General features: G+C 61.1%; 22 protein-coding genes and 1 pseudogene. 14 read left to right on the top strand and 9 right to left on the bottom strand.

All coding sequences use genetic code 11. From position 1 onward, the window contains the following. Nucleotides 1-53 precede the first annotated feature (53 nt). The 5 genes from FFI94_RS29000 to FFI94_RS34405 are packed head-to-tail and all read left to right on the top strand — an operon-like array spanning nt 54 to nt 5,115. Nucleotides 54-1,520, top strand: coding sequence for an APC family permease (locus FFI94_RS29000; RefSeq protein WP_138870872.1), 1,467 nt, complete (start codon nt 54-56; stop codon nt 1,518-1,520). Next, nucleotides 1,517-3,121 carry a N,N-dimethylformamidase beta subunit family domain-containing protein gene (locus FFI94_RS28995; protein ID WP_138870871.1) on the top strand — a complete coding sequence of 535 codons (1,605 nt, stop codon included), beginning with the start codon at nt 1,517-1,519 and terminating at the stop codon, nt 3,119-3,121. Before FFI94_RS29000 ends, FFI94_RS28995 begins: the two co-directional genes overlap by 4 nt. A gap of 1 nt (nt 3,122) precedes the next feature. Next, nucleotides 3,123-3,485 carry a cupin domain-containing protein gene (locus FFI94_RS28990; protein ID WP_138870870.1) on the top strand — a complete coding sequence of 121 codons (363 nt, stop codon included), beginning with the start codon at nt 3,123-3,125 and terminating at the stop codon, nt 3,483-3,485. Then, nucleotides 3,482-4,924, top strand: coding sequence for an aminobutyraldehyde dehydrogenase (locus FFI94_RS28985; protein WP_138870869.1), 1,443 nt, complete (start codon nt 3,482-3,484; stop codon nt 4,922-4,924). The genes FFI94_RS28990 and FFI94_RS28985 overlap by 4 nt, the downstream gene beginning before the upstream one ends. A 56-nt stretch (nt 4,925-4,980) precedes the next feature. After that, on the top strand, nt 4,981-5,115 hold the full coding sequence (locus FFI94_RS34405; protein WP_260684406.1) for a hypothetical protein: 135 nt from the start codon (nt 4,981-4,983) through the stop codon (nt 5,113-5,115). A gap of 15 nt (nt 5,116-5,130) precedes the next feature. On the opposite strand, the gene FFI94_RS28980 is transcribed toward FFI94_RS34405, so the two are convergent. Beyond that, complete coding sequence (locus tag FFI94_RS28980; RefSeq protein WP_138870868.1) at nt 5,131-5,784, bottom strand: nucleoside/nucleotide kinase family protein; 654 nt, start codon at nt 5,782-5,784, stop codon at nt 5,131-5,133. A gap of 142 nt (nt 5,785-5,926) precedes the next feature. Here FFI94_RS28980 and FFI94_RS28975 point away from each other — a divergent pair, with 142 nt between their 5' ends. Together FFI94_RS28975 and FFI94_RS28970 are read left to right on the top strand one after the other, a co-directional pair. Beyond that, complete coding sequence (locus FFI94_RS28975) at nt 5,927-7,480, top strand: acetyl-CoA hydrolase/transferase family protein (protein WP_138870867.1); 1,554 nt, start codon at nt 5,927-5,929, stop codon at nt 7,478-7,480. 26 nt (nt 7,481-7,506) lie between these two features. Then, nucleotides 7,507-8,718, top strand: coding sequence for a CdaR family transcriptional regulator (locus tag FFI94_RS28970; RefSeq protein WP_138870866.1), 1,212 nt, complete (start codon nt 7,507-7,509; stop codon nt 8,716-8,718). Here FFI94_RS28970 and FFI94_RS28965 read toward each other — a convergent pair. Next, a complete protein-coding gene (locus FFI94_RS28965) occupies nt 8,711-9,058 on the bottom strand; it encodes a hypothetical protein (RefSeq protein WP_138870865.1) in 348 nt (115 codons plus the stop codon). The genes FFI94_RS28970 and FFI94_RS28965 overlap by 8 nt on opposite strands. Before the next feature lie 250 nt (nt 9,059-9,308). Here FFI94_RS28965 and FFI94_RS28960 point away from each other — a divergent pair, with 250 nt between their 5' ends. Beyond that, complete coding sequence (locus tag FFI94_RS28960; RefSeq protein WP_138870864.1) at nt 9,309-10,367, top strand: TerC family protein; 1,059 nt, start codon at nt 9,309-9,311, stop codon at nt 10,365-10,367. 166 nt (nt 10,368-10,533) lie between these two features. Here the strand turns inward: FFI94_RS28960 and FFI94_RS28955 are convergent, their stop codons facing one another. The 3 genes from FFI94_RS28955 to FFI94_RS28945 form a co-directional block, all read right to left on the bottom strand. Continuing rightward, nucleotides 10,534-11,643: an NAD(P)-dependent alcohol dehydrogenase gene (locus FFI94_RS28955; RefSeq protein ID WP_138870863.1), complete on the bottom strand. Its 1,110-nt coding sequence runs from the start codon at nt 11,641-11,643 to the stop codon at nt 10,534-10,536. Between the two features lie 23 nt (nt 11,644-11,666). Then, nucleotides 11,667-13,130 carry a benzaldehyde dehydrogenase gene (locus tag FFI94_RS28950; RefSeq protein ID WP_138870862.1) on the bottom strand — a complete coding sequence of 488 codons (1,464 nt, stop codon included), beginning with the start codon at nt 13,128-13,130 and terminating at the stop codon, nt 11,667-11,669. A gap of 94 nt (nt 13,131-13,224) precedes the next feature. Next, on the bottom strand, nt 13,225-14,115 hold the full coding sequence (locus FFI94_RS28945; RefSeq protein WP_045065541.1) for a LysR family transcriptional regulator: 891 nt from the start codon (nt 14,113-14,115) through the stop codon (nt 13,225-13,227). Between the two features lie 123 nt (nt 14,116-14,238). Here FFI94_RS28945 and FFI94_RS28940 point away from each other — a divergent pair, with 123 nt between their 5' ends. Continuing rightward, a complete protein-coding gene (locus tag FFI94_RS28940) occupies nt 14,239-15,609 on the top strand; it encodes an NAD(P)/FAD-dependent oxidoreductase (protein WP_138870861.1) in 1,371 nt (456 codons plus the stop codon). 38 nt (nt 15,610-15,647) lie between these two features. Here FFI94_RS28940 and FFI94_RS28935 read toward each other — a convergent pair whose 3' ends face one another. From FFI94_RS28935 to FFI94_RS28920, 4 genes and pseudogenes are all read right to left on the bottom strand, one after another. Then, nucleotides 15,648-16,970 carry a ClC family H(+)/Cl(-) exchange transporter gene (locus FFI94_RS28935; protein WP_138870860.1) on the bottom strand — a complete coding sequence of 441 codons (1,323 nt, stop codon included), beginning with the start codon at nt 16,968-16,970 and terminating at the stop codon, nt 15,648-15,650. A gap of 163 nt (nt 16,971-17,133) precedes the next feature. Beyond that, entirely contained in the window at nt 17,134-18,681 is a 1,548-nt protein-coding gene (locus tag FFI94_RS28930; protein WP_138870859.1) for an FAD-binding protein, read from the bottom strand. After that, nucleotides 18,596-18,784 (bottom strand): annotated as a pseudogene (locus FFI94_RS34400) (hypothetical protein); the annotation flags it as partial. The pseudogene FFI94_RS34400 and the gene FFI94_RS28930, both read right to left, overlap by 86 nt. A gap of 111 nt (nt 18,785-18,895) precedes the next feature. Beyond that, nucleotides 18,896-19,516: a LysE/ArgO family amino acid transporter gene (locus tag FFI94_RS28920; RefSeq protein WP_138870857.1), complete on the bottom strand. Its 621-nt coding sequence runs from the start codon at nt 19,514-19,516 to the stop codon at nt 18,896-18,898. Between the two features lie 74 nt (nt 19,517-19,590). On the opposite strand from FFI94_RS28920, the gene FFI94_RS28915 reads away from it, so the two are divergent. The 5 genes from FFI94_RS28915 to FFI94_RS28895 all read left to right on the top strand — a co-directional run bounded on the left by FFI94_RS28915 (nt 19,591) and on the right by FFI94_RS28895 (nt 26,744). After that, the gene (locus tag FFI94_RS28915) at nt 19,591-20,478 is read left to right on the top strand and encodes a LysR family transcriptional regulator ArgP (RefSeq protein WP_138870856.1); all 888 of its coding nucleotides are present in this window, start codon (nt 19,591-19,593) and stop codon (nt 20,476-20,478) included. Between the two features lie 115 nt (nt 20,479-20,593). Further along, entirely contained in the window at nt 20,594-22,066 is a 1,473-nt protein-coding gene (locus FFI94_RS28910) for a class I adenylate-forming enzyme family protein (RefSeq protein WP_138870855.1), read from the top strand. Nucleotides 22,067-22,150: 84 nt separating this feature from the next. After that, entirely contained in the window at nt 22,151-23,995 is a 1,845-nt protein-coding gene (locus FFI94_RS28905; protein WP_138870854.1) for a DUF3556 domain-containing protein, read from the top strand. Beyond that, entirely contained in the window at nt 23,992-25,425 is a 1,434-nt protein-coding gene (locus FFI94_RS28900) for an NAD(P)/FAD-dependent oxidoreductase (protein ID WP_138870853.1), read from the top strand. Before FFI94_RS28905 ends, FFI94_RS28900 begins: the two co-directional genes overlap by 4 nt. Continuing rightward, nucleotides 25,422-26,744, top strand: coding sequence for a CdaR family transcriptional regulator (locus FFI94_RS28895; protein ID WP_138870852.1), 1,323 nt, complete (start codon nt 25,422-25,424; stop codon nt 26,742-26,744). The genes FFI94_RS28900 and FFI94_RS28895 overlap by 4 nt, the downstream gene beginning before the upstream one ends. Nucleotides 26,745-26,747 lie beyond the last annotated feature (3 nt).

Genomic DNA, 26,747 nt, shown 5'->3' with positions numbered 1-26,747 from the left:
CGGCGACTTTCCCCCTCCCACGCACATACTTGCGATTACGCACGGAGTCATTCATGGCCGACAAAACAGAACCGCGACCAGCGGGCACACATCCCGCCACACATCCCGCCACACATCCACCCGGATCTACGCCGGGGCTTCGTGCGGGGACGATCAACAGCCGGCATCTGGTGTTCTTCGTCATCGCCGCCGCAGCACCCCTGACCATTCTGGTGGGATTTGCGCCCCTCGGACTGATGAGCGCGGGCGCTGCACTTCCGGTTGGGTACATCGTTCCGGGAATTGTCTATCTACTGTTCGCGGTCGGATTCACGGCGATGAGCAGGCATATCCGAGGTGCGGGCGCCTTCTACGCCTACATCACGGAGGGACTCGGCACCATCGTCGGCGCCGGATCTTCGGTGGTGGCCTACGTCGGCTATCTCGGCGGTCAAATCGGCTTTGTCGTCGCGTGCGGCATTTTCACGTCGTCCACCCTCGACAGTCTTTTTGGTATCTCGGTTCCGATCTACGCATGCGCGCTGACAATTGCCGTTCTGGTTACGGTCGTGGGATACAACCGGGTGGACATCGGTGCCAAGGTGCTCGCGGTGTTGATGGCTCTCGAACTCGGCGTGCTCGCAGTTTTCTGTGTTGCGGTCCTGGTCAAAGGCGGGCATGAAGGACTGTCGCTGGGCAGTTTTTCGCCCTCGACCTTCCTGACGGCCGGCTTGGCCAGCGTCTTCGTGTTGACCTTCACGTCCTTTGTCGGCTTCGAGCAAACGGCGATTTACAGCGAAGAGGTGGTCGACCCCCGGCGCACCGTTTCTCAGGCGACGTACACGGCAGTCACCGTCCTGGCAGTCGTCTATTCCTTCTGTGCCTGGGTGATCGTGCAAGCCGTCGGGCCGAGTCGCATGGTCGACTTCCTCGGCGGCGATCCGTCCGAGCTCATCTTCGACCTCAACAGTGAATTTGCGGGCGAGATGATGACCGACGTCATGCACCTGCTCATCGTCACGAGTTTCTTCGCAGGGTGCCTGGCTCTGCACAACGCGTGTAGTCGCTATCTACTTGCAATGGGGCGAACCAGGATCTTGCCGACGGTGTTGGCAAAGGTGTCGGCGTCGACCGGTACCCCCAGCGTCGCCGGAATTATGCAGGGCGCGTTGACCTTTCTCGCGATCGCAGGATTTGCGTTGACCCCAGCAGATCCGTACACGCAGGTTGTCTTGTGGACGAACACCCCGACCATCCTTGCGGTGCTTGCTCTGCAGATTCTGACTTCGATTGCAGTGCTCCGATTCTTTTCGAAAGGAGCTAGAGGAGAAGGATTGTGGCAGAGGCTGATTGCGCCTTCGCTCGCGACGGTTGCACTCGTTGTGGCACTCGGATTTCTGCAAGCCAACATGGGCGCCATGACGGGCCTGACGACGGCTCAAAATCTGTTGTTCGTGGTACCGCTGGTCATTGCATTCGTAGTGGGGGTCCTTCGGAGCCTGTGGCTTCGCAGCCACTCGATCGAGGAGCTTTCGGCATGAGTGAATACGCATGGTCGGTCCCCGGCGGATTGGTCGAACGGCCGGGATTCAACCCGGGAGAGCCGGAGATCTGGGTGTACGCAGACAAGTTCTCGTACTTCGCCGGCGACACCGTCTCTCTTCGAGTACACACCACCGCAGACGAATACGACCTCGAGATCGTGCGAGACGGAGCCCGCCCACAGAGCATCGTCGAGTACTTCGGTCTGCCCGGTAAGCAGCAACCGACGCCCGACGACGCTTTCGCGACGGGCTGCGGATGGTCTGAGTCATTGGCATTTACGGTTGCGTCCAACTGGACGTCGGGAATGTACTTGATTCTTGTGCGCATGCGTCACGAAGGAAGGGTCGTGGAGCGCGAAGGCTTCTTCATCGTCCGATCGCGTGAACCCGAGCAGGCGGACATGGTTCTCATTCACACGACGAGCACGATGCTCGCGTACAACGACTGGGGCGGAGCCAACCACTATCGCGGAGTCCCCGACGGTTCCGGTGATATCCCGACACCGATTTCCTCGACCCAGCGCCCGATTGCACGAGGAATGCTGCGCAAACCCGAGGGCGCGGCGCGCAATATTCACACCGACACCCCCGGAGTGGGTTGGATCCCGCGCCACCCACCCTACGAATGGGCTTGGGTCAACGGGTACTCGCGCCACCATGCCGATGCGTTCTGGGCCACCTACGAACGGCCGTTCACGGTGTGGGCAGAAGAGCAGGGCTACCACGTGCATCACATCACGCAGCACGATCTGCACGAGGATCCTCAAGCGCTGGAGGGTTATTCGTGCGCGGTGCTTGTCGGGCACGACGAGTACTGGTCCTGGGAAATGCGCGACCGTATCGACGAGTTTGTCGACGGTGGAGGCGGTTTGGCGCGCTTCGGCGGAAACTTCCTCTGGCAGGTGCGCATCGAAGGAGATGCACAAATCTGCTATAAGAATCCGTTCGAAGATCCGATGCGCGACGTTGATCCGACACGGGTGACCACGGCGTGGGATTCACCCGAGGTTGGACGGCCGGGTGCGTGGACGATGGGTTTGACAGGCATGGCGGGAGTCTACAATCGTTACGGTGCAACAACTCCCAGGTCCTCGGGCGGTTTCACGGTATACCGGCCGGATCATTGGGCGCTGAACGGAACCGACCTGTACTACGGCGACAACTTCGGGATCGCCCCGATCTGTGTTGCCGGATTCGAGATGGACGGAGTGGATTACACGTTCAGAAAAGGCCAGCCATATGCCACTGGAGAAGACGGTGCGCCCGAGGATCTGGAAATCATTGCGATGGCACCGGCAGTCAGCGGCTCGCGTGACCGCTGGACCGGCACAGTCCCGATCGGCGCACCTCTTGCCGAAGTGAAGGGCATTCTTGAATGTTTCTACGGGAGTGAGCCACCCGAGTATCTTCGCGATCTCGAATACGGATCGGGCATGGTGGCGTGTCATCAGCGAGGTCTGGGGACGGTGTTCAACGCTGGTTCCACCGAATGGGTGAGCGGACTGATCCATCACGATCCCTTCACCGAACGGATAACTGTCAACGTGCTGAATCTATTTGCCGCCCAATTGACAAGCTTGAACACGGAGGAAAACTGACATGAGTGTCGATGACATTCGAACCTTCGGCCCCGGCCAGGGGACGCAGTTCGTGCCGCAATGGGGTGATGATGCGAGCGCGAATTGGTCCGAATCGGAATGGCGATCGTTCGGTGATCCGGATGGTGAGTACTTCGGCGGTGGTTGGGAAGGGGAGCCGGGCACTTTGCTGTGTGACCCTTACCCGTACGACGAGGTCTGCATCATGATCAGCGGCCGCGTGGCGCTGACCGATCTCGACGGAAAGCGTCGTGAATTCGCTTCGGGTGATGCTTTTTTCGTGCCGAAGTCGTTTCGGGGTACGTGGGAGACGGTCGAGCCGTCCAAGAAGTACTTCATCGCTCTTCCAGGAGCACGTTCGTGAGCGTTGCTTCGTCGATGAGAGTGGAGACATTCGGTCACGTCATCGACGGGGTGTGTGAAATCCCTGCCGGGGCACTGTCCGAACTGGTGGATCCGGCCACCGATAATGTGTATGCACGGGCCGCCATCGGGTCTGTGGAGGACATCGAACGAGCGTGCAGCTCGTCTGTCCAAGCCTTCCGGACATGGCGCAAGTCGACGCCTGCGCGTCGTCAGGAACTGCTCTTGGCCCTTGCCGATGCGCTGGAGTCCAATGCACAGTATTTTGTGGACGTCGAATGCCGTAGTACCGGAAAGCCTCTCGCGCAAGTGAGGGATGAAGAAGTTCCACAGTGCGTCGATTTCCTGCGGTACTTCGCGGGTATCGCGCGCTCGTTGCCCGGTACTGCGGCGATGGAGTACGCGGAAGGTAAAACGTCGTATGTTCGGCGTGAGCCGATCGGAGTAATCGGTGCGATCGCTCCGTGGAACTACCCGTTGATGATGGCAGTCTGGAAAATCGCTCCCGCTCTCGCTACCGGTAACACGCTTGTTCTCAAACCGGCCGAGGATACGCCCGAGACCGCGGTGATGCTGGGAGTGCTTGCAGCCCAGATCTATCCGCGGGGTGTTCTGAACGTAGTGTGCGGTGGTCGGGATACGGGTGCGGCGCTGGTCGCCCATCCTGCGCCGCGGATGATCGCCTTGACCGGGTCGACGCGGGCCGGCATCGCCGTGGCCAAGGCCGCATCGGAGGACATGAAGCTGCTGCATCTCGAACTCGGCGGCAAGGCTCCGGCCGTCGTATTCGCCGATGCAGACCTGGACGCAGCTGCCGCCGGGATTGTGGACGGCGCGTTCTACAACTGCGGGCAGGACTGCACGGCTGCTACTCGGGTTTTGGTCGCCGCGTCGGTGGCCGAGCAATTTACCGAGAAGCTGACCGCCGCTACCGCCCACTTGAAGCTCAGTGCGTTGGAGTCGGACGCTGATCATCTCGGTCCGCTCGTCAGTCGCGCGCATCGTGATCGTGTTGCCGCGATGGTCGATCGACGGTCTCCCAATACGGTCGTACGTATTGGTGGGGAAAAACCATCTGGACCTGGTTCGTTCTATCCGCCGACCATCATTTCGGGGGTTCAGCAGGACGACGAGTTGGTGCAGGAAGAAGTATTCGGTCCCGTGGTGACAGTCCAGGTCTTCACTACGGAGGCCGAGGCGCTCGAACTTGCAAACGGAACAAAATATGCACTTGCGTCGAGTGTGTGGACATCCGATCACGGCACCGCCATGCGGATGACCGCCGAACTCGATTTCGGTTGTGTCTGGGTCGGCACACACGGCGCGCTGACTGCTGAAATGCCGCACGGCGGTTTCGGCAGATCGGGCTACGGCAAGGATCTATCGGAGTTCGCGCTCGCGGAGTACACGAGGATCAAGCACGTCATGCATGTCCTGTAAATACCTTGCAGGACAATAGTTTCAACCACAATAAACACCCTTGAAAGGGGACTGCTATGGGTTCGTCCGAGAGTGATCTCAACATCCTCGACAGCGTTGTCACAGTTGCCGGCGGAATTGCCGCGATCTTCGGCGGCATCGCCGGTGCTGCCGGACTTGCAGCGTTCTTCGGCACGGGAGGGGGATCCTAGGGCCGAAGACTCGAATCACGGGCTCTCTGACGGATCGATCCTGACAATCAGGTCCGCCCGTTCCCGAACTGCCTCGATAGCAACGGCATTCGGTTGATCCACCGTGTGTACCCACGCCGCAGCCGCTTCGGAACTTCTTCCGAAGCGGTTGTGTCGTGTCACCAATCTGTCGGTGCGAGTTTCTTCCGGGACGTCGAGATACCAGACGGCGTCGAGTGACGCGCGGACAGCTGGCCAGGCTCCCGACTCGAAAAGGAGATAGTTGCCCTCCGTGACGATCAGTAGAGTCTCCGGATTGATGGGCGCCGCGCTGCCGATGGATTCATCGATCCCGCGATCGAAGATCGGCGCGTAGATCGTGTTGTCCTGCGTTCGCAGCCGACGCAAGAGTGCCGCATAACCGTCTGCGTCGAAGGTGTCCGGCGCACCTTTGCGATCACGTCGGCCCAGCCTGTCGAGTTCCCGATTGGCAAGATGAAAGCCGTCCATCTCGACCACGGCGCAGTGTGAACCCAGCGCCCGGGCAATCGCCCGCGATGCCGTTGATTTTCCGGCGCCCGGGGGACCGGTGATGCCGAGGACGAATCGACGGCCGTCGACGATCAGCGATGCCGCGCGCGTGGCAAGTTGTTCGAGGGGCAGAGTGACTGTCGGCGGCGTGGTTCGCACGAGAAGCTCCATTCGGTCTCGAATCAGGTGCCCTGAGGGTACGGACCGTGGCGACCGTTAACCGCACTCATATCACGGTCAATCGAATCTGTCTCGACAATCCGAATATTTTGCCGAGACCGCCTGTGTTTATCCTGTTGGCGTGACTTCCTCAGTGGGTGACCCCGGGCACAAAACGGCTTCCGGACGTATTCGCAGCACAGTTCTTGCTTCGAAAGTGATGTCCGCAACCGATGCGGTGAAGTTCATTCACCCCGGCGATACCGTCGCGATCAGCGGTTTTGCCAACGCCGGGACACCCAAGGTCATCATTCCTGCTTTGGTCGAGCGGATGCACCACACTCGCGGGGAGGGGTCGAACTTCACGATCAACCTCCTGACCGGCGCCTCGGTCTCCACCGAGACCGAGCGCCTACTCGCCGAGGTCGACGGTATCGCGCTGCGCATGCCGTACCAGTCAGAGGCGACGGCCCGTAAGCGGATCAACGACGGCCGGATGGACTACGTCGACATCCACCTCTCGCACGTCGCCCAGCAGGTCTGGGAGGGCTATTACGGCAAGGTCGACGTGGCGGTGGTCGAGGTTGCCGGCATCACCGAGTCGGGTGAGTTGATTCCCGCCGCATCGGTCGGTAACAACAAGACCTGGCTCGATGTTGCCGACAGGGTCATCCTCGAGGTCAATTCGTGGGTGCCCGAGGCCATGGAGGGCATGCACGACATCTACTACGGCACCGCTCTGCCACCCCACCGAAAGCCGCTCGAAATCATTCGCGTCGAGGACCGCATCGGTCAGACGACGTTCCGGGTCGATCCAGCCAAGGTCGTGGCCGTCGTCGAGACCAACTGCCGCGACAGCGCAAGCCCGCTGGCAGCACCCGATGCGGTCAGCGAAGCCATTGCGGGTCACGTTCTGGAATTCTTCGACTTCGAGGTGCGTGCGGGCCGCATACCTGCCGACACGCTGCTGCCACTGCAAGCCGGCATCGGCAACGTTGCCAACGCGGTGCTCGGTGGGCTGGATCGCGGACCGTACAAGGGCCTGACCTGCTACTCCGAGGTCATCCAGGACGGCATGCTTCGCCTGATCAAGGACGGAACCGTTGCACACGCGTCGACGACTGCTTTGGCGCTCACCGAAGAAGGCATCGAAGAACTGACGGCGAACGTCGATTTCTACCGCCACCGCATCACCTTGCGTCCGCAGGAGATCAGCAACCATCCCGAGGTGATCCGCCGCCTCGGCATCATCGCGATGAACGGGATGCTCGAAGCCGATATTTATGGCAACGTGAACTCGACCCACGTCATGGGTACAAAAATCATGAATGGAATCGGCGGTTCCGGCGACTTCACGCGCAACGGTTACGTCTCGATGTTCCTGAGTCCGTCGACGGCTCGAGGTGGTGCGATTTCTGCGATCGTCCCGATGGTGCCGCACGTCGATCACACCGAACACGACACCCAGGTGCTTGTCACCGAGCAAGGCTTGGCGGATCTGCGTGGCCTCTCGCCGCGACGTCGCGCCCGTCTGATCATCGACAAGTGCGCGCACCCCGAATTCCGTCCGCTGCTGCATGACTATGTGGCCCGCGCCGACGCGCAGCCGGGCGCCGGTCAGACTCCCCACATCCTGGGCGAGGCCTTCTCGTTCCATCAGCGCTACCTGGATACGGGTTCGATGCTTCTGTCCTGACACCCGCGCAGTGAGAGAATGCGGGAGTGAACGGAACCGGTGTACCCGCAGATGTGCTTCGTCGGGTGGCAGTAGCGGGGGCAGACGACGCCGGTGGATTGCCGATCGAGCTTCTAGGCGATTTCCTCGACGTGATCAGCTCAGCTGTCTGCGACGGTAAACCGCTGCAGCGGAGGCAACTTCACCGATTCCGTGGCCGTGGCGAGGAAGCAGCCGAGCAGGGTGTTGCCTTACGCGCGTTGCTCGACCTGTACCTTTCGTCGGCCTGGCGTCTGTGGCGCGAACTTCCCGCTGTCATTGCAGCACAATCGGATCCGAACGCTGTAGTAGCAGCCGGCGAGGTGATGCTCCGGGCCGTCGACGACGCCGTCGCGGAACTGACGGAGGGGTTCCAGCTCGCGCAGCGCTCACTCGTGCGTTCGCAAGTATCCGCGCGACGCGAGTTCGTGGACGATTTGTTGACCGGTGGCGCCGATGTTGTCGGATTGCTCGCTCGCGCTTCGAGTTTCGGGTTGCATTTGTCCGGACCGCATTCGGTGGCCGTCGTGACCGCTTCTCGTGAGTTTACCGACGACAATCCTCTTCTCAGAGCTGTCGAACGTGCAGTGCTCGGCAGCAAAGGTGACGCCGACGCGTTGGTCGCCAGCAAGAGCGGCAAACTGGTCATCGTGTTTGCGGCGCCGGATCGAGAGGCAATCGACCACGTGCTTCGTGGAATTCGGTTGGCTCTCGAATCCGGGACCGATGGCGCCGGACGCGTTCAATTGCAACGACGCGCGATGGACGTGGCCTGGCAGATTGCGGTCGGACGGCCGCGCACCACGGCCGCCGGTGTGGTGGCGTCGTACCGCGAGGCGCTCGACGCACTCGATCTCGCACAGCGGTTGTCGTTGGACTCGCGGGTGATCGATGCGCGGGATCTGCTGGTCTATCGGGTTCTGGTCAACGACAGGCCGGCCGTCACAGATCTGATCCAGACTCTCCTCACACCTCTGCTCGAGGCGCGCGGGGGAGCGGAGCCGATGGTCGATACTCTGCTCGCCTACTTCGCGGCGGGCGGGAACACGGCAAAGACCGCCAGGGATCTGCACCTGTCGGTGCGGGCGGTGACCTACCGCCTGGATCGCATCCGTGAGCTCACCGGCCAGAACGTCAATGATCCCGGCGACGCTTTTGCGCTGCACGCCGCAGTGCTCGGGGCCAGGCTTCTCGATTGGCCGCGAACACCGCTCAGCTGATGTCTGGCAGCCCGGGCAGCGAGTAGCCCGACTCGTCGTCCCAGTCGACGGGTGTGTCGTCGAGCGAGACATCCCACTGCGCGTCCGGCAAGGCGCGCCTGAGTTCGGTCAGCGCGTTGAACCAGTACACGAGCGACGGGATGATTTCCGTTTCGTCGTTCGAGATCTTGGTGGACCCGTTCAGGACCGTGTTCGGGATGTCCGAGTCGTACAAGTCCAGGACTTCGGCGTCGAAGGGGAACTCGTCGTTGTGCACGGCGATCAGACGGTCGATTTCCGTCCTCTCGTCGGCCGACAACGGTTCTGGGCGAACGGCGGAGTAGTACAACGAGGTGCTCATGATTGCCAGGCTAGAACACTCGGTTGGATTGCCGACATGCGCAAACGGATCAATATTGCCGTAATCCGGCAATCTCAACGGGAAAAGTCGTCGATAAATAGACCGTGATGGTTTGAAGTCGGCAAGGAAAACTGGTGAAGACGGTGAAACGGCCGTCGTGATCGAAGTACGTGATCGAAGTAATCGTCTTCCAGGTAAAGGAGAATCCCGTGACTGAAGTTAACCGTGGCAGTCGGGTAGGTGATCGGCGATGACTGTTCCCGTATGGGCGTGGGCCGCGTTTGCCGCCGTCATCGTCATCATGTTGCTGATCGACCTGCTTGCTCACCGCGGCGCGCACGTCATCGGATTCAAGGAAGCCGCCAGGTGGAGTGCACTCTGGGTCGGTTTGTCGCTGGTGTTCGCGGTGGTTGTCACCCTGACTTTGGGGGTGGACTCAGGTGTCGAATTCACCACGGCCTGGCTGCTGGAGAAGAGTCTCTCCGTCGACAACCTGTTCGTGTTCGCCCTGATCTTCGGTTACTTCAAGGTGCCGCGTGAGTACCAGCACCGCGTCCTGTTCTTCGGTGTCATCGGCGCCCTGATCTTCCGCGGTATCTTCCTCGCCGCCGGTGTCGCGATCGTCAGTAAGTTCACGGCAGTACTGTTCGTGTTCGCCGCGATCCTGCTCTACAGCGCGTACAAGCTCCTCAAGGACGAGGACGACAGCTTCGACCCCGGCACGTCGTTCGCAGTTCGCATGCTGCGCAAGGTCATGCCCGTCCAGGACGAGTACGCCGGTACCAAGTTCTTCGTCAAGGAAGCCGGAAAGCGCATCGCAACACCGCTGTTCGCGGTTGTCGTAGCCATCGAAGCGGCCGACCTCGTGTTTGCCGTCGACAGTGTCCCGGCAGTTCTGGCAGTGAGCGACGACCCGTTCATCGTTTACTCCAGCAACGCATTTGCGATCCTGGGTCTGCGTGCCCTGTACTTCCTGCTCTCGGGCATGCTCGAGAAGTTCCACTACCTGTCCAAGGGTCTGTCGATCATTCTCGCCTTCATCGGCGTGAAGCTGATCATGCAGGCCGGTCACAAGGTGATCAGCACGTCTATCCCCGAGATCCCGTCTCTGGTCAGCCTCGCCGTGATCATCGTGGTGCTGGCAGGCTCGATCATCTTGAGCCTCAAGAAGCCGCTGCCGGTAGAGCCTGATGCGGAAGAAGTCGGCACCGGTGATACGCCGATCGACCTCGAGAAGTCAGCCATCGAGCCCGCAGCGATCGAGCGCGATGACGACGACGACAAAGTGGATGCTCGCAGTACGAGCTGACAACTGAAAATCGAGAAGAGGAGTCACACGAATTCGTGTGACTCCTCTTTTCATGTCCCGATGTGCCTGGGTAATTCTGCACACTAGTCGCTTGCTGATGCGGGATGTGGGTCCGTGGGAGTTCTTGTGTGCACTCCTACCCACCTCGCGCGAAGCGCAGCCGGAATCAGTCGAACAGCAGCACCGGCTTGAGTACGCTGCCGTCCTTGATGCCCTCGGCCGCCTCGTTGATCTGATCGAACCGGTAGTGCTTGACCAGCTTCTCCAGCGGGAAACGTCCTTGTTCGATCAATGCCACCAACGACGGCAGGAACACCTGCGGCACCGCGTCGCCCTCGGTGACGCCGATGAACTTGCGGCCGTTCAGCAGGTAATTCACATCCACCGCCACGGTGGTTCCTGCGGCGGGCGCGCCGATCGCAGCGACGGTACCCAGCGGAGCGAGGCATTCGATCGCAGTCGCGAGCACATGGACGTTTCCGGTGGCATCGATGGCGTAGTCGATACCAAGGCCGTCGCTGATGCGATCCAGCTCCGTTGCGGCGTCGAGATCCTTCGAATTGATGACGTCGGTTGCGCCGAGTTCGCGCGCCAGGTCGAGGCGGGACGGCACGATGTCGATCGCGATGATGCGCTCGGCACCGGTCAGCTTTGCAGCCATGACCGCGGCCATGCCCACAGCTCCGACGCCGAAGATCGCGATGGTCGAGCCGGGTTCGGGCTTCAGGATGTTGAGTACCGCGCCTGCGCCGGTCTGGATGCCGCATCCGAGCGGAGCGAGTAGACCGAGATCTGCGGTGTCGGAGACCTTTGTGACTCCGCGCTCGTCAGCAAGGGCGTAGGTGGAGAACGAGGATTGAGCGAAGAAATGGCCGCTCAAGTCTTCGCCAGCTCGCGAGATCGTGGCAGTACCATCGGCTCGACTACCGCCGATCAGGTTGCGCGGCAGAAACTCCTGGCAATACGCCGGGTGCGCTGTGCGGCAGTTTCGGCACGATCCGCAACTGGTGAAGGACAGCAGAACCTTGTCGCCGGGCTTGACCGTCGTGACAGCGCTGCCCACCTCTTCGACGATGCCCGCTCCCTCATGGCCCAGAACGCCGGGCAACGGGAACGGAATGTGGCCGGCTTGAACGCCGAGGTCGGTGCCGCACACACCGGCGGCCACGATGCGGACCAGGACCTCGTCCGCGCGTGGGGTGTCCAGTGTGACGTCACCGATGGTGAACGGTTGGCCGATCTTGTCGACGACCGCCGCGCGTGCTGCATGGGTCATGTTGTGCTCCTGGGTGATGTGGATCAGAAGGGGTAGACGGGCAGTGTGCTTTGCGCGGTCACCCATTGGGTTTCGGTGAAGGCGTCGAGGTTGGCCCCGATGCCGCCGACGCGACCCCCGTTGCCGGAAGATGCCATGCCGCCGAAGGGGATGACGGCTTCGTCACCGACGGTCTGATCGTTGATGTGCACGAGACCGGTCGGGATCTGCTGGGCGATTTCGAGCCCGCGCATGGCGTCGGCGGTCAGAATGCCCAGGGACAGACCGTATTCGGAGTTGTTGGCGATGGCGATTGCCTGGTCGATGCTGGAGAAGGATGTTACGGGCGCGACGGGGCCGAACACCTCGTCGGCAAAAGCGGGTGCTGTGAGTGGAGTATCAGCCAGGACCGTCGGCCGGTAGAAGAGGTCTTCGTAGGTGCCGCCGGCTGCCAGTTTCGCTCCGGCCGCGATGCTTTCGGTGACGAGCGAGTGGATGTGGTCGCGTTGTTTCGCGTCGATGATGGGGCCGAGCGCTACCTGGCCGGTGAAGGGGTTGCCGACTGGAAGCTTCTCGGCGTGCTCGGCGAGGAGTGCGGTGTAATCGCCGACGATGCTCTCGTGAACGAGTTGGCGCCCGGTTGTCATGCAGATCTGTCCCTGGTGCATGAACGAACCGAAAGCGCCTACCGATACTGCCTTTTCGAGGTCGACGTCGTCCATGACGATCAGGGCGTTGTTGCCGCCCAGTTCGAGATGGGCGCGCTTGAGGTGACGGCCCGCCAGCTCACCGACTGCTCGGCCGGCGCGGGTCGATCCGGTGAAGGCGATGACGCGGACGCTCGGATGAACCACGATGGCTTCACCGGCGTCGGCGCCGCCTGGCAGCATGCTGAACACGCCGGCCGGCAAGCCGGCTTCTTCGAAGACTCGGGCGAGGACCACGCCGCCACAGATCGCGGTGCGCGGATCTGGCTTGAGGATCACGGCGTTGCCCAGCGCTAGGGCGGGAGCAACCGCGCGGATGGCCAGGATGATCGGAAAGTTGAAGGGAGCGATGACGCCGACAGTCCCGACGGGGACGCGCCGCGAGAAACTGAGTCTGGGCTGTTCGGAACGCAGAACCTCGCCGACCGGGTGAGCGGCCAGGGCAGCGGCGTTGTAGCACTCCTCCGCGGCGGTGTGGGTTTCCAGCCCGGCTTTGGCTGGAATGCTGCCGCCTTCGCGGATTACCCACTCGGCGATTTCGTCGGCGTACTGCTCGAACAGTTGACCCGCGCGGCGCAGCACAGCTGCTCGCTCGGTGTACGGCCGTGCTGCCCAGTCTTTTTGAGCGACAGCGGCCTTCGCTGCTGCAGCAGCGACATCGTCGGGCGTAGCTATGCCGACAGTGCTGAGCTGTTTACCTGTTGCGGGTTCGACAACGATGCGATCTGCGGCCCCGCCGGCGATCCATTCTCCGGCAAAAATCTTCGATTCCCAGACCGGCTCGGTCATCAAACTCGTCATGGTCGCTCCTTGAAAAAAAGGGATGCGCCGCTCGGCCGCATCACATGGTTACCCACCACGCTGCTTTGCCGAGGAACTGATGACCACCCAACTTTCACTCAGTGAAAGATGGGTTCATGGAATCTTTGAGTGCCTGAATTAGATCGTTGAACTCCGGTACGTGGGTGGCGCCGCTACGCGTGACGCCGGATACGGGGATTCGCAAGCGGCCGTGCGCTTCTCGCATGAAGCTGATTCCGGCCCGAGGTGATTCGCCTGCGGTGATCGAGTACAGCAGGGTCCAGGCCTTGGGGTTCGTGATGACGTCGAGGGTGGCGGTGTGATCGCTCGGAATTGCCGGGCCCAGCTGCACTCGACGGCCGATTTCCCGGAATGCGTCTTCCACGACCTGGTGAATCAGTACCTGACTTTGGCGGGGCGGCAGCAGCAGGGGGTATGCGGCGAGATCGTTCAGGTCGACGCTCTGCTGGCCGGCCAATGGGTGGCGGCTCGACATGACGATCAGCAGATCCTCGACGCCCAGGTCGATAGGTTCCAGACCGGGGCGGTCGACGCTACCGCGAATAAGTGCAATGTCTGCATCCCCCGACGCCACCGCGTCCATGCGGTGCGCAAAACTCTTGATCACGAACTCGACGTCGAGATCTGGATGTCGTTCGCGCACATGGGCAATCGCATCCAGGGTTTGACCGGCAAAACTCATGTTCCCGGTGATGCGGATGCGTGCACTGGGATCGCGTGCCACCGAGTAGGCCATGGTTTCGAGGCTCAGAACCTGTTGGGCTATCGGCACCAATCGGGAGCCTGCCGGCGAGAGGTGCACCGCTCGGGTGGACCGTTCGAAGAGCGTCGCGCCGAGTTCCTTCTCCAACCGCGCCACCTGATGGCTGATGGCGGATTGGGAGATGAAGCACCGTTCGGCAGCACGGCTGAAGCTCAGTTCCTCGCTGACGACGAGAAAATACTTGAGTTGGCGAAAGTCCATACCGACATCCTACTTATGAGCAAAACAGATAACAGTCTTGCGAATACTGCAGCTAGCTGGACTGAGCCTATGACCGTTCCATACGGTAATAGTCATACTTTCAATTTGGTTTAGGAGTTTGTGGTGGACAGAACTGCTGCGGGTCGCGCAGATGTGGATGCAACGGGACACGAGAAGACTCAGGTCGTCATCGTCGGATCCGGGTTCGGGGCACTTGCTGCCGCGAAGACGCTCACGAAGTCCAAGACGCCCTTCGTCCTCATCTCCGAGACCACTGAGCACCTCTTTCAACCGCTGCTCTACCAGGTTGCGACCGGCGTGCTCTCGGCCGGCGAAATTGCTCCGCCGATCCGCAACATTCTGCAGAAGTTCCCCGATGCGGACGTCCGTCTCGGACGCGTCGTCGAGGTCAATGCCGAAGACAGCACAATCGTCTACGAGGCGTCGGGTCAACGGCACACGCTCGGATATCGCTCACTGATCGCGGCAACCGGAGCAACGCAGGCGTATTTCGGCCGCGACGAGTTTGCCGAGGTCACGTACAAGCTCAAGACCGTCGAGGACGCAGAATTGCTGCGCAAGCAGATCCTGCGCTGCTTCGAAGAGGCTCACACCACCACCGACGCATTGACGCGCAAGAACCTGCTGAGCTTTGTCGTTGTCGGCGCCGGTGCCACGGGTGTCGAGTTGGCCGGTCAGATCAAGGAATTGGCGCGCCGCTATTTCGCGATGGCTATCAACAACATCAGCGCCGAAGAAGTCACCGTCACCATGGTTGAAGGTGCCGGCGTTGCACTGCCCGCCTTCGGCGGCAAGCTCAGCGAATACACGCAGAAATCGCTCGAGAAGTCCGGTGTCGAGGTAGTTCTGAACACCATGGTCACCGCCATCGACGAGCACGGCGTCACGGTGTCGTCGATCCAGACCAAGGAAGAAAAGCGCATCGACGCCGAGACGGTCATCTGGTCGGCCGGTGTGCGTGCCAACGACTTTGCCGCAGTTCTCGGAGCTGCAACCGGTTGTGAGAGCGACCGCGCTGGTCGACTCCTCATCAATCCCGACCTCACCGTGGGCGGCTTCGCCAACGTGTATGCCGTCGGCGACATGACCTCGCTCAATGGTTTGCCCGGTCAGTCGCCCGTCGCGATGCAGGGTGGCCGTCACGCCGCCAAGATTGTCAATGGAAAGCGCAAGGCCGGAACGCCTTTCAAGTACATGGACAAGGGCAGCATGTCGATCATCAGCAGATTCAGCGCTGTGGTCCGGGTGGGCAAGAAGATCGAATTCAAGGGCACCATCGCGTGGTTCGTGTGGTTGGCCGTGCACGTCATGTACATGGTGGGCTTCCGAAACCGTTATGTCGCAGTCATGTCCTGGTTCGGATCCTTCATCGGCCACCGTCGCCCGCACTTCCACTACACGCAAGAGGCCGTGACGATCGAAGCTGCTCCGCCGGTGCTCGAGAAGGAACCAGAGTTGGCGCACTCCGCCTAACTTTCACGGCAAGGCAGGATCCTCCAACGCCCACTTCGCTACGTGCGAGGTGGGCGTTGGCCTTGCAGCATCCGTTCGCGCAAACTGTCGTAAATAGGCGCCGACCCGGCCAACGTCGCGACAAGAACTGCGGCAGCGGTGGCGGCGAGCATCGGAACGAGGACAGAAGTCACGGCCGTCATCTCCACGACGATCACGATGCCGGTAAAAGGCGCCCGCACCACGGCGCCGAAGAGCGCGGCCATACCGACCATCGCCATCGCGACTGTAACTCCGGCGTCCACTCCGGGAACGAAGCTTGCGAGCCCGGCAAATAACGAACCCCAGAGGGCGCCGAGTGCGAGAAGCGGAGCAAAAAGGCCACCAGGAGTTCCGGCGGCGTAGGACAGCGGGCCGGTGAAGAATCGAACAACGAGGTACAGCAGCAGAATCGGCAGGACAAAAGTGCGCCCGCCGACAAGCATCTGCGAGACGGTATCGCCGCCGCTACCGACCAGCGGATTGAGAAACAGGACGACTCCGATGACAGCGCCGATTATCGCTCCGATGACGGTCGGCGGAATACGACGTTGGCGTGCAACAAGTTCGAGCATGCCCAGAATCAGGCGGTTGTAGAGGATTCCCAGTAGCCCGGTCAACAGTCCGAAGACGACGAACAGCGGTAGAAGTGCAATGTGCGGACTGGGGACGGTGCCGACCGCGAAGTCAGGCCGATTACCTATCACCAGCCGTGAGCATGCCACCGCCACTGCTACGCCGAACAGCGTGGGAAGCACCGTTCGGAGCCGGAACGATTTGGTGACCTCCTCACAGACGAACAACGCGCCACCGATGGGGGCGTTGAAGGCGACGGCGAGTCCAGCTCCGGCCGCGGATGTTTGAAGCAGCCGCACATCGGGTTCCGAAAGTCGTGCTCGTCGTCCTGCTTCTGCTCCGATCGCCGCACCCATATGCACGGTGGGACCTTCGCGGCCGAGAACGAGCCCCGAGCCGATCGCCAGCAGGCCGCCGACAAATCTTGCGGGCACGAGGACAAGAGGTGGAGGTTGTGTCTCGCCGCGGAAGACGGCTTCCACATGCTGGATGCCGCTTCCCGCTGCCAGCGGCACACGTTGCACGATCACGACGGCAAGCGCTGTGCATGACGCCACCAGTGCAACGGGGACAAGCCAGCCGACATAGGGAATCCCGTGTGACCATTCCAGGATCGTCTCGCGGAGACCGTCCGCCTTGCGCAGGCACCAACGGAACGCCCCACCGACGAAGCCGACACAGACTCCGGCGACGATCGCGAGTAGACACAGCAACATCAACCCGCGGCTATCCTCGCGCGGTTCGTTGCCGGTATCGTCCGCGGTCATCGTGCTCAGTCCCTACCTGACGGTCAGAACTCTCGAAACGTGAATTGCGTGGAACGTGCGTCGTGTGCACGGTAACGCATTTATGCTGGTTGTGTCGCTGCGGGATTGACCGCACCTCGGGCTTTCCGACGGCTCCGGCAAAGCCGCCTGTCCGGAACTGGCGTTACGTGCGCTCGGAGATAATGTTCCGCACGGCGAGGTGACTGAAAAGCATGCTGGTACCGATGGGATTACCGCCGCCGGGGTAGACGGTTCCACTCGGCGCAGCCATGGTGTTTCCCGCCGCGTACAGGCCGGGAATCGGGTTGTCCGAGGTATCGAGGACTCGTGCCGCTGTGTCGGTGCGCAACCCGCCCTTGGTGCCGAGGTCGGAGATTCCGAAGGCCGCCGCGTGGAACGGGCCGTGCTCGATCGCCACGAGCGGTGATTCGCCGCCCGAGAACGCACGATCGTAGGCTTCGTCACCACGGCCGAAGTCCTCGTCGACTCCGCTTTCGACCATTTTGTTGAATCGAGCGACCGTCGCCACCAGCGTTTCGGATGGCACTCCGATCTTTTCGGCGAGCGCCTCGAGCGTGTCGGCGGTGTGCCACAGGCCGGCGTCGACGTACTTTTCAGTCTCTGTCATCGACACGTTCGGTGCTTGAACCGGCGGACGGGCGCCCTCCCTGTCGTCGTAGATCATCCAATACGGCAGGGTGACGGTGCCCTGTTTCATCTGAGCGATCACATCGCGCCCGAGTCGGTCGTACGGAGCCGACTCGTTGACGAACCGTTCACCGTTCTGGTTGACGAAGATGCCGCCGGTGAACCACAGTGCGAACGCCGAACGTCCGTCGGGATGGGTCAGTCCTGGTGACCACCAGGCCTGATCCATCAGATCAACGTCAGCGCCGATTGCGATAGCGGCCTGATGCGCTTTGCCGAGGTTGGCCCCGGGCCCCATGGTGTCGCGGGCCTGACCGGGAACGCCGTACTTCTGCCGCAGTTCGTCATTGGCCTCGAAACCGCCGGCTGCCAGAAGCACGCCCCTTCGGGCACGGATGGCGACGCGTGTGCCATCGCGTTCGACGATACCGCCGACGACGGCGCCTTCCTCGACTACAAGCTCGACAAGCGGACTGTTCAAGGCCACCTTCGCATTCGGGTATTTCTCGATGGCTTTGAGGAAGCGGGCAATCAGTGCTCGTCCGCCGATGAAGAAGTCCTCGGGCTGTGGGGTCCCTAGACGCTCCGAGTCGAGGGGGCCGCGCACGACCTCTCGCAGTTCGGGTGCTCGTGAGACGGGGAACGGGGTGGGCATGGTGTGCCGCTGTCCGTCGAGACGGGCTTTGGGTGCCTTGCCGAAATAGTCTGGCCACGGCAGCATTTCGAACTTCAAGTTTTCGTCCTGCTCGAGGTACTCGATCAGGGGTCCGCCGCCGCGGACGTATGTGTCCTGTAGCTGACGAGGCGTGCGGTCTCCGACTACGGCGTGGTAATACTCGAGCGCGTCCTCGATAGTGTCGTCGGTGCCCGCGCGTTGCAACGCCGGGTTGCACGGAAACCAGACCCCGCCGCCGCCGGAATATGCGGTGGTGCCGCCGAACTTGTCGGTCGCCTCGACAAGGTTCACGGTCAGTCCCTCACGGGCCGCCGTGTAGGCGCCGGTGACGCCGCCGCCGCCGGAACCGACCACCAGCACATCGTATTCTTCGTTCCAGTTCATCATCATTCAGCCTTTCTGCTTCCCTGCTCTGCACGGCGCGGGTGGTGTCGATTTCGAACTCGAAGCGGAGAACCATGGCGTCAGCGATGTCCTCGACGTCGACGTAACGTGATTTTAAGCACGGCCTCACCCGGGCGCGGTTGTCGATGTCCAGTGAACGGGATACGAACTTCGGTCACCCGGAAGCCGTCGCTGATCGAGCGGGAAGAACCGGGGTTCAAAGTTCGAGTAGCAAGCTGACTCCGAGAACCGTCATCATCACGGCGATGATGGCGTCGAGAATTCTCCAGGCGTTGGGTTTGGCAAAAAGTGGCGTCAACAACTGGGCGCCGTAACCGAGAGCGGCAAACCAAATTGCGCTGGCTGTGATGGCGCCGGTGGCAAACCACCAGCGTCCGATCTCGCCGCGTCCGTTGGCAATTGAACCCATGAGCACGACGGTGTCCAGATAGACGTGCGGGTTCAGCCAGGTGAGCGCCAATGCCATTGTGATGGCGGTGAGCCTCGACCCGTTGCCATGCTGATCCGGTGCCAACGTCTGAGGTCGGAGGGCCCGTTTGGAAGCGAACACTGCGTAGCTGAGTAGGAAAACCGCACCGGCAATACGAACGAACGTGATCAGTGACGGTGCATGCTCGAGCAGGGCCCCAATTCCGCTGATGCCTGCGAGTATCAGAATTGCGTCGGATATGGCGCAGACTGCCACAATTGGGAGTATATGCGAGCGCGTCAGACCTTGGCGAAGAACAAAGGCATTCTGTGCGCCGATCGCGACGATCAACGAGAGTCCGACACCAAAACCGACGACGGCGGACGTCGGGTCACTGTTACTGAGCATGTGACCAGCCTGGCTACTGAACAATCGGCAGTCCAGCTAATGATTCTTAGGCTACATAAGAGTAGCTTCAGATTATGCTGGACATTGAGCAGTTGAAGGCGCTCCACGCCGCGGTAGATGAGGGAACATTCGACGCTGCCGCCAGGAAACTGCACATCACGCCATCTGCGGTCAGTCAGCGGATCAAAGCACTCGAACGTGCGGTTGGCCGGATCCTGCTGCAACGCACCAAACCGGTTCAGGTCACCGACTCGGGGCGCGAAGTATTGCGCTTGGCTCGTCAGATAGATGCACTCACGCGGGATACGGTGCGTGAGTTGGGTCTTGACGACACGCTGGGTTCTCTGGCTCGTATCCCGGTCGCAGTCAACGCGGACTCGTTGTCCACCTGGGTACTTCATGTGCTGGCGGATTTCACGGCCGAAGCGAGTTTCGATTTTCATATCGACGATCAGGACCACACAACCGATCTCTTACGTGACGGGTCGGTGATGGCAGCAATAACCTCGGCGGCGGCGCCAGTTCAGGGTTGCACGTCGAGTCGGCTCGGAATCCTGCGCTACCGGCCGATGGCCAGTGCCCAATTCTGTGACAGATGGTTTGCTGACGGTGTTACGGCAGAAGCACTTTCACTGGCACCGATGGTGGTGTTCAACCGCAAGGATCTGCTGCAGGACAGGTACTTGGACAGGAAGGTCGGGTATCCCGTTGATCCCCCTCGTCACCAGGTGCCCTCATCCGCGGGCTTTTCGGACGCGGTGCGACTGGGGTACGGCTGGGGCCTGCTCCCTGAGCTGCAAAGCCTCGAATCGGCGGATACGCTGGTCGGGTTCGATCCGGACTCTGTCTACGACGTGCCGCTGTTCTGGCAGCAGTGGAAATTGTCGCCGCCGATTCTGGTGCGAATCGCCGAGGCCGTTGCTGCTCGTGCGCACGAAATCTTGCCTCAATCGAGTGCCTGACCACTTGTGCTCCGGGGACAAAGATTTTGGACAAGTTGAGCCCCCGCGACCGTTTCTTCGGCTCCAGATCGCCGATAGTGTTCTGAGTCACATGCAATGAAAGGTGCTGACTCACGTGGTGGACATCGGATATCTGGCCCCCGATCTGGCAAAGAAGTACGGATCAGCTCCGTGCCTTCGTGATGATCGAAGCGAACTGACCTATACGGAGTTCGCCGATCGTGTAGAAGCTGTTGCGGCGCAACTCTCGAGCCGGGGTATCGGGCGCGGTGACATCATTGCGATCATGCTTCCCAACCGAGTCGAGTTGGTGACAGCAATCATGGCGGCCTGGCGCGTCGGCGCCGCTGCGACACCCATCAATCCGATGTTCACGGCCAATGAGGCTGACTATCAGATCATGGATTCCGGTGCGCAACTGGTTGTTACGGCTGGAGTTGATTCTCCGAGCGGTGGACGCGCAGTGCTGTGCGTCGACGATCTGGCTGTTGAACCACCATCAGTACCGCTGCCGGACGTCCCTGTGGCGGAAGATGACCTCGCACTCTTGATCTACACCAGTGGATCTACGGGTACCCCCAAGGGCGTCATGCTGACCCATGCGAACCTGCAGTTCATGGCGTCGTCGATGGGGCGCAGTATCGGCATTACAGCGACAGATCATTGTCTGCTGGTGTTGCCGTTGTTCCACGTCAATGCCATTTGCGTGAGCATTCTCGCTCCGCTGATCGTCGGCGGTCAGGTCAGCATCACCGGAAAGTTTTCGGTATCAAGGTTCTTCGACGACGTGGCCCGCTTGCGGCCCACCTACTTTTCCGCGGTTCCCGCGATCTACGCGATGCTGACCTCACAGTCCGAAGGTGCAACGTTCGACACGTCGTCATTGCGACTGGGTGTCTGTGGCGCCGCGCCGATCAGTAGAGAACTCCTCGAACGCGCCGAGGAGCGTTTCGGTTTTGTCATCGTGGAAGGCTACGGACTGACTGAGGGAACGTGTGCGTCGGCGTGTAATCCCTATGACGGCATTCGCAAACTCGGCACAGTCGGCCCAGCGTTACCCGGGCAAGAGATCGCGATCCTCGCCGACGACGGGACTCTTGCTCAGGTAGGAATCGCGGGCGAGGTAATCATCAAGGGCGCCAACGTGATGCGCGGCTACCTGAACCGGCCGGAAGAGACGGCAAAAACGGTTGTCGACGGCTGGCTGCACACGGGCGACGTCGGAGTTCTGGACGAGGATGGCTACCTGACTCTGGTCGACCGCATCAAAGACATGATCATCCGCGGGGGAGAAAACATCTACCCCAAGGAAATCGAAAATTCGCTTGCCGCCCATCCTGCCGTGCTGGAGGCCGCTGTGATCGGGGCTCCACACGAGGTCTACGGAGAGGTACCTGTTGCCTATGTCGTTGCGTATCCGGATTCGCCTGTCACAGAAGATGAACTGCTCGAACATGTCACGGCACTGCTCACCCGCGTGAAGCTGCCAGTGGCGATCTACGTCGTCGATGCGCTACCCCGAAACCCGGTGGGCAAGATCGACAAACCTGGAATGCGACGAGCATTGAGCGTCGAACCCGCTCGCTAGCCACATACCCGCAGTACCGAATAACTCGATGACATGCGTCGAGTTGATCCGTCATGCCCACATATTGCACATCAGGAGCACATCATGGGATTCAAAGAAGGAAACTTCCCTCCCGTCGACCCGGCTACGTTCATGGACAAGCCTTTCCTCGAGCGTTTACGAGACATGTCCACACACTGGGTGGACTACGGGTTCGGGACGCCGAAGATGGTCCACACCGTCTACATCATGAAATTGCTGTTTCTCTACCTGTTAGCCGGAACGGCAGTTGCGACACTGACTTCCGGTCTCTCCTGGGTCGATCCAGGGTCATGGTGGAATCAGCCCATCGTCTACCAGAAGCTCATCCTCTGGACGATGATGCTCGAGATGCTGGGCCTAGCAGGTTCGTGGGGTCCGCTGGCCGGCCACTTCAAGCCGATGACAGGCGGCGTCCTCTACTGGATTCGGCCCGGAACGATTCGTCTGCCACCGTGGCCGGGCAAGGTTCCGCTCACCTCCGGTGACTCCCGCACGGTCTTCGACGTTCTCATCTACGTCGCTGCTGTCGCCAATCTGCTTGTTGCCACTGTGCTTCCAGGAGTGCACACCACGGGAATCGACGCGGCGATAGCCGACAACGCGGGACTCGTGCGTCCGACCGCCCTGTACTCGTTCCTGGTGCTGATGCTGATTCTCGGTCTGCGCGACAAGGTTCCGTTCATCGCCGCGCGCAGTGAACAGTACCTTCCTGCGATCTTCTTCTTCACGTTCCTGCCGTTCGTCGACATGATCCTGGCGCTCAAGTTGCTGATCGTCATGGTGTGGATCGGCGCCGGTATCTCGAAGTTCGGTCGCCACTTCTCACTGGTGGTTCCCCCGATGTTGAGTAACACCCCGTGGATTCCGTCGAAGAAGATCAAGCGTGCGCACTATCGCAACTTCCCCGAGGATCTGCGTCCCTCGCACCTCGGTGGCGGCGTCGCGCACGTGGCCGGAACGATGGTCGAGATTGTCACCCCGTTGATACTGCTGTTCTCCACCAACAAGACTCTGACCATTCTTGCCGTGATCCTCATGGTCGGATTCCACCTGTTCATCGCCTCGACCTTCCCGCTGGCCGTTCCGCTGGAATGGAACCTACTGTTCGCTTACGCCGCGGCCTTCCTGTTCCTGGGATTCCCGGCGTGGGACGGTTACGGCCTCGGCGCCATGTCTTCACCGTGGATTACCGCGGGAATTGTTGCAGCCCTTGCCTTCTTCCCGATTCTCGGCAATCTCCGGCCCGATCTGGTGTCGTTCCTGCCCTCGATGCGTCAGTACGCCGGAAACTGGGCATCTGCGACGTGGGCATTTGCGCCGGGCGCCGAAGCCAAGATCGACCAGAACATCAAGCGCCCGTCGCCTGACACCCGCAATCAGTTGATGACCATGTACCCCGAAGACGTGTCCGACGTCGTTCTGCACCAACTGTTGGGCTGGCGTTCCATGCACAGTCAGGGGCGTGCACTGTTCTCGCTCATGCTCCGTCATCTCGGTGAGGACATCAACACGTACTCCCTGCGGGAGGCTGAGTTCATGTGCAACTCCATCGTTGCCTTCAACTTCGGCGACGGACATCTGCACGACGAGAAGATGATCGCGGCGATCCAGCGTCGTTGCAACTTCGCGCCGGGCGAGTTCCTGGTGACGTGGATCGAATCCCAGCCCATCCACAAGGGCACTCAGGCGTACAAGGTGATCGACGCGGCCTTGGGCGTCATCGAACGGGGCACCTTCAAGGTTGCCGACGCAGTTGCCGAACAACCGTGGTTGCCGAACGGGCCCATTCCGTTCGACGTTCAGTGGACACTGGACGTACGAGCCGACCGCGCAGCAACAGATCCGCAGGTCGTCTCCGAACCGAGGATGCGGACGAAGACCAGTATCGAGCAAGAGGTGGGTAAGTGACAAAGGCCGTAGTTGTCGGCAGCGGGCCGAACGGGCTCGCTGCCGCGGTACACCTTGCGCGGAGCGGTGTGGACGTGCAGGTGCTCGAGGCCGCCGACCAGATCGGCGGGGGCACCCGCTCCGGTCCGATCGACGTACCCGGGTTGATCCACGATCACTGCTCGGCGTTTCACCCGATGGGGATCGGCTCGCCGTACCTGTCCAAGCTCGACCTCGAGCGCTACGGGCTGAACTGGCGGTGGGCCGAGGTGGACTGTGCGCATCCGCTCGACAACGGCGACGCCGGTGTCCTGTACCGCTCGCTGGAGCAGACCGCGGCGGGTCTCGGCGCGGACGGGCAGCGATGGCAACGCATGTTCGGCGACTTGTCGACGGGATTCGACGCTCTGGCGTCCGATCTGATGCGACCGATCGTGAACGTCCCGCGTCATCCGCTGCGGCTTGCGGCTTTCGGTCCGCGCGCATTGCTTCCGGCAACCGTGATCGCAAAACTGTGGAAGACGGAGAAGGGCAAGGCGTTGTTCGGCGGAGTGGCTGCGCACGCCTTCTATCCGCTTCACCGTCCCGCGACGTCGGCCGTGGGGTTGATGATTACCGCTGCAGGTCACCGCCACGGGTGGCCGGTCGCCGAGGGCGGTTCGCGGTCGATCACCGATGCCATGGCATCGATGCTCCTCGATCACGGCGGCAAGATCGACACCGGAGTTCGGGTGCGCACCGTATCCGAGATTCCCGACGCCGATGTTGTTCTGATGGATGTCAATCCAGCTGGTGCTCTCGAAATTCTGGGGGATCGTCTCCCCGCCCGAGTGGCAAAGGCCTATCGGAAGTTCAAGCAGGCCCCCGGAGCTTTCAAAGTCGATTTTGCGATCGAAGGTCATGTGCCGTGGACCAATCCGGATTGCGCTCGGGCCGGAACAGTTCATCTGGCAGGTGGTTTCGACGAAATCGTGGCAGCTGAGCGCGAGACGAATGCGGGGCGCATGCCGGAGCGGCCGTTTGTACTTGTCGGTCAGCAGTACGTGGCTGATCCCACCCGCTCTGCCGGGAACATCCATCCGCTGTACACCTATGCGCATGTGCCACACGGGTATGCCGGGGATGCCACGGAGGCGATCATTCGCCAGATCGAGAGGTTTGCGCCGGGGTTCCGGGAGCAGATCGTGGCGATATCGAGTCGTAGTACCGCAGATCTGGCACACGACAATCCGAATCAGGTCGGTGGTGACATCATCGGAGGAGCCAATTCCGAACTACAGGTGGTTCTGCGTCCGCGCATTGCAGTCGATCCGTACAGTACGGGGATCGAGGGCATGTACCTGTGCTCGGCGTCGACGCCACCAGGGGCCGGTGCACACGGAATGTGCGGGTACAACGCGGCCGAATCCGCATTGAAGTATCTCAGACGGAAGGGCGCGGAGGTTTTGTGACTGGTCCCTCGCACAAGGATCGAGACGCCGTCGCACGGCGGCGCCTCGCCCGGGTGCCGGCTGCTGCCGAACCGGAAGTTCTTGCCGTGGTTGCAGAATTGGCGCGACGGCTCGAAGCGCGCAGTGCTGAAATTGCGCGTGAAATGAGCGTCATGATGGCTCACGAAATCGACCAGTTGGATAACGATGCCAATTTGATCGAGATGCTCGAAGCCAGCGTCCAGGGAAATGTCACGACGATCATCCACGTGCTGGCCAACGACATCCCCATCGATCATCTCCAGCCCACTACTGCTGCAGTGGAATACGCGCTCAGGCTCGCTCAACGGGACGTCCCGTCCAACTCGTTGGTGCGGGCATATCACATGGGGCAGGGTGATCTGATGAGGATCTGCCATGACGAGGTCAGTGCTCTCGACATTCCTGCCCGGTTGACTTTGGCTGTCCTGAAACACACTTCGGATGTGGTGTACAGCTACATCGACTGGATTACGTTGTACGTGTTCGATGCGTACGAACAGGAGCGAAGTCGGTGGATCAACGCACAGGGCAACTTGCATTCGGCCGCGATCCACGCGCTGTTGTCGGGAACCGGCGCAGACGCGAGTAGTTTCGAAGCCGAGACAGGTTATCGGCTGGACCAGAACCACATTGCCGTGGTTGCCTGGTCGACGTGGGACGCCGATGCGTTGGGCTTCAATGCCCTGGATCGCCTGGTGCGTGATCTCGGCGCGGCGGCCGGCGCTGACAAATCCGTGATCGTCACCGCGATCGACCGTCGAACGGTGTGGGCGTGGTTGCCTTTCGGGCGCCGCATTCCGGCACCGGATCTGCAGGTGCTGTCGGCAACCGTGCCACTCGACGGTGGTACCCGTGTTGCCGTCGGTCTTCCCGGGCAAGGGATGTCAGGATTCAAGCGTTCGCATGAGCAAGCGCGCGCCGCCTATTCTGTTGCAACAGTGCCGGATACACCGGGCCGTCCACTCGTGAGTTTTGGTGATCGAGGCATCGCTGTGGTGTCTCTCCTGTCGGACAATCTCGACGCGACCAAGTCTTGGGTGTGGGAAGTGCTGGGGCCCTTGGCCGCCGATACGCCGGCTGCGGCATCGCTGCGCACAACATTGAGCGTGTACTTTGCGAACGGTGAAAGTCACCTCCATACCGCCAACCAGATGAATCTCCACCGCAATACCGTGAAGTACCGCATCAACAAAGCGCTCGGTGACCCCGTTGTCGTCGGGCGCGACAAGCTGGATTTGGCTCTGGCATTGCAGGTGTGTGAATTGCTTGGTCGATCGGTATTGCGTCTACCGGGTTGAGGA

It is taken from the genome of Rhodococcus sp. KBS0724 (genome assembly GCF_005938745.2).
In the GTDB taxonomy this organism is placed as follows: Bacteria; Actinomycetota; Actinomycetes; order Mycobacteriales; family Mycobacteriaceae; genus Rhodococcus_F.
This window is presented reverse-complemented; position numbering and strand designations above follow the sequence as displayed.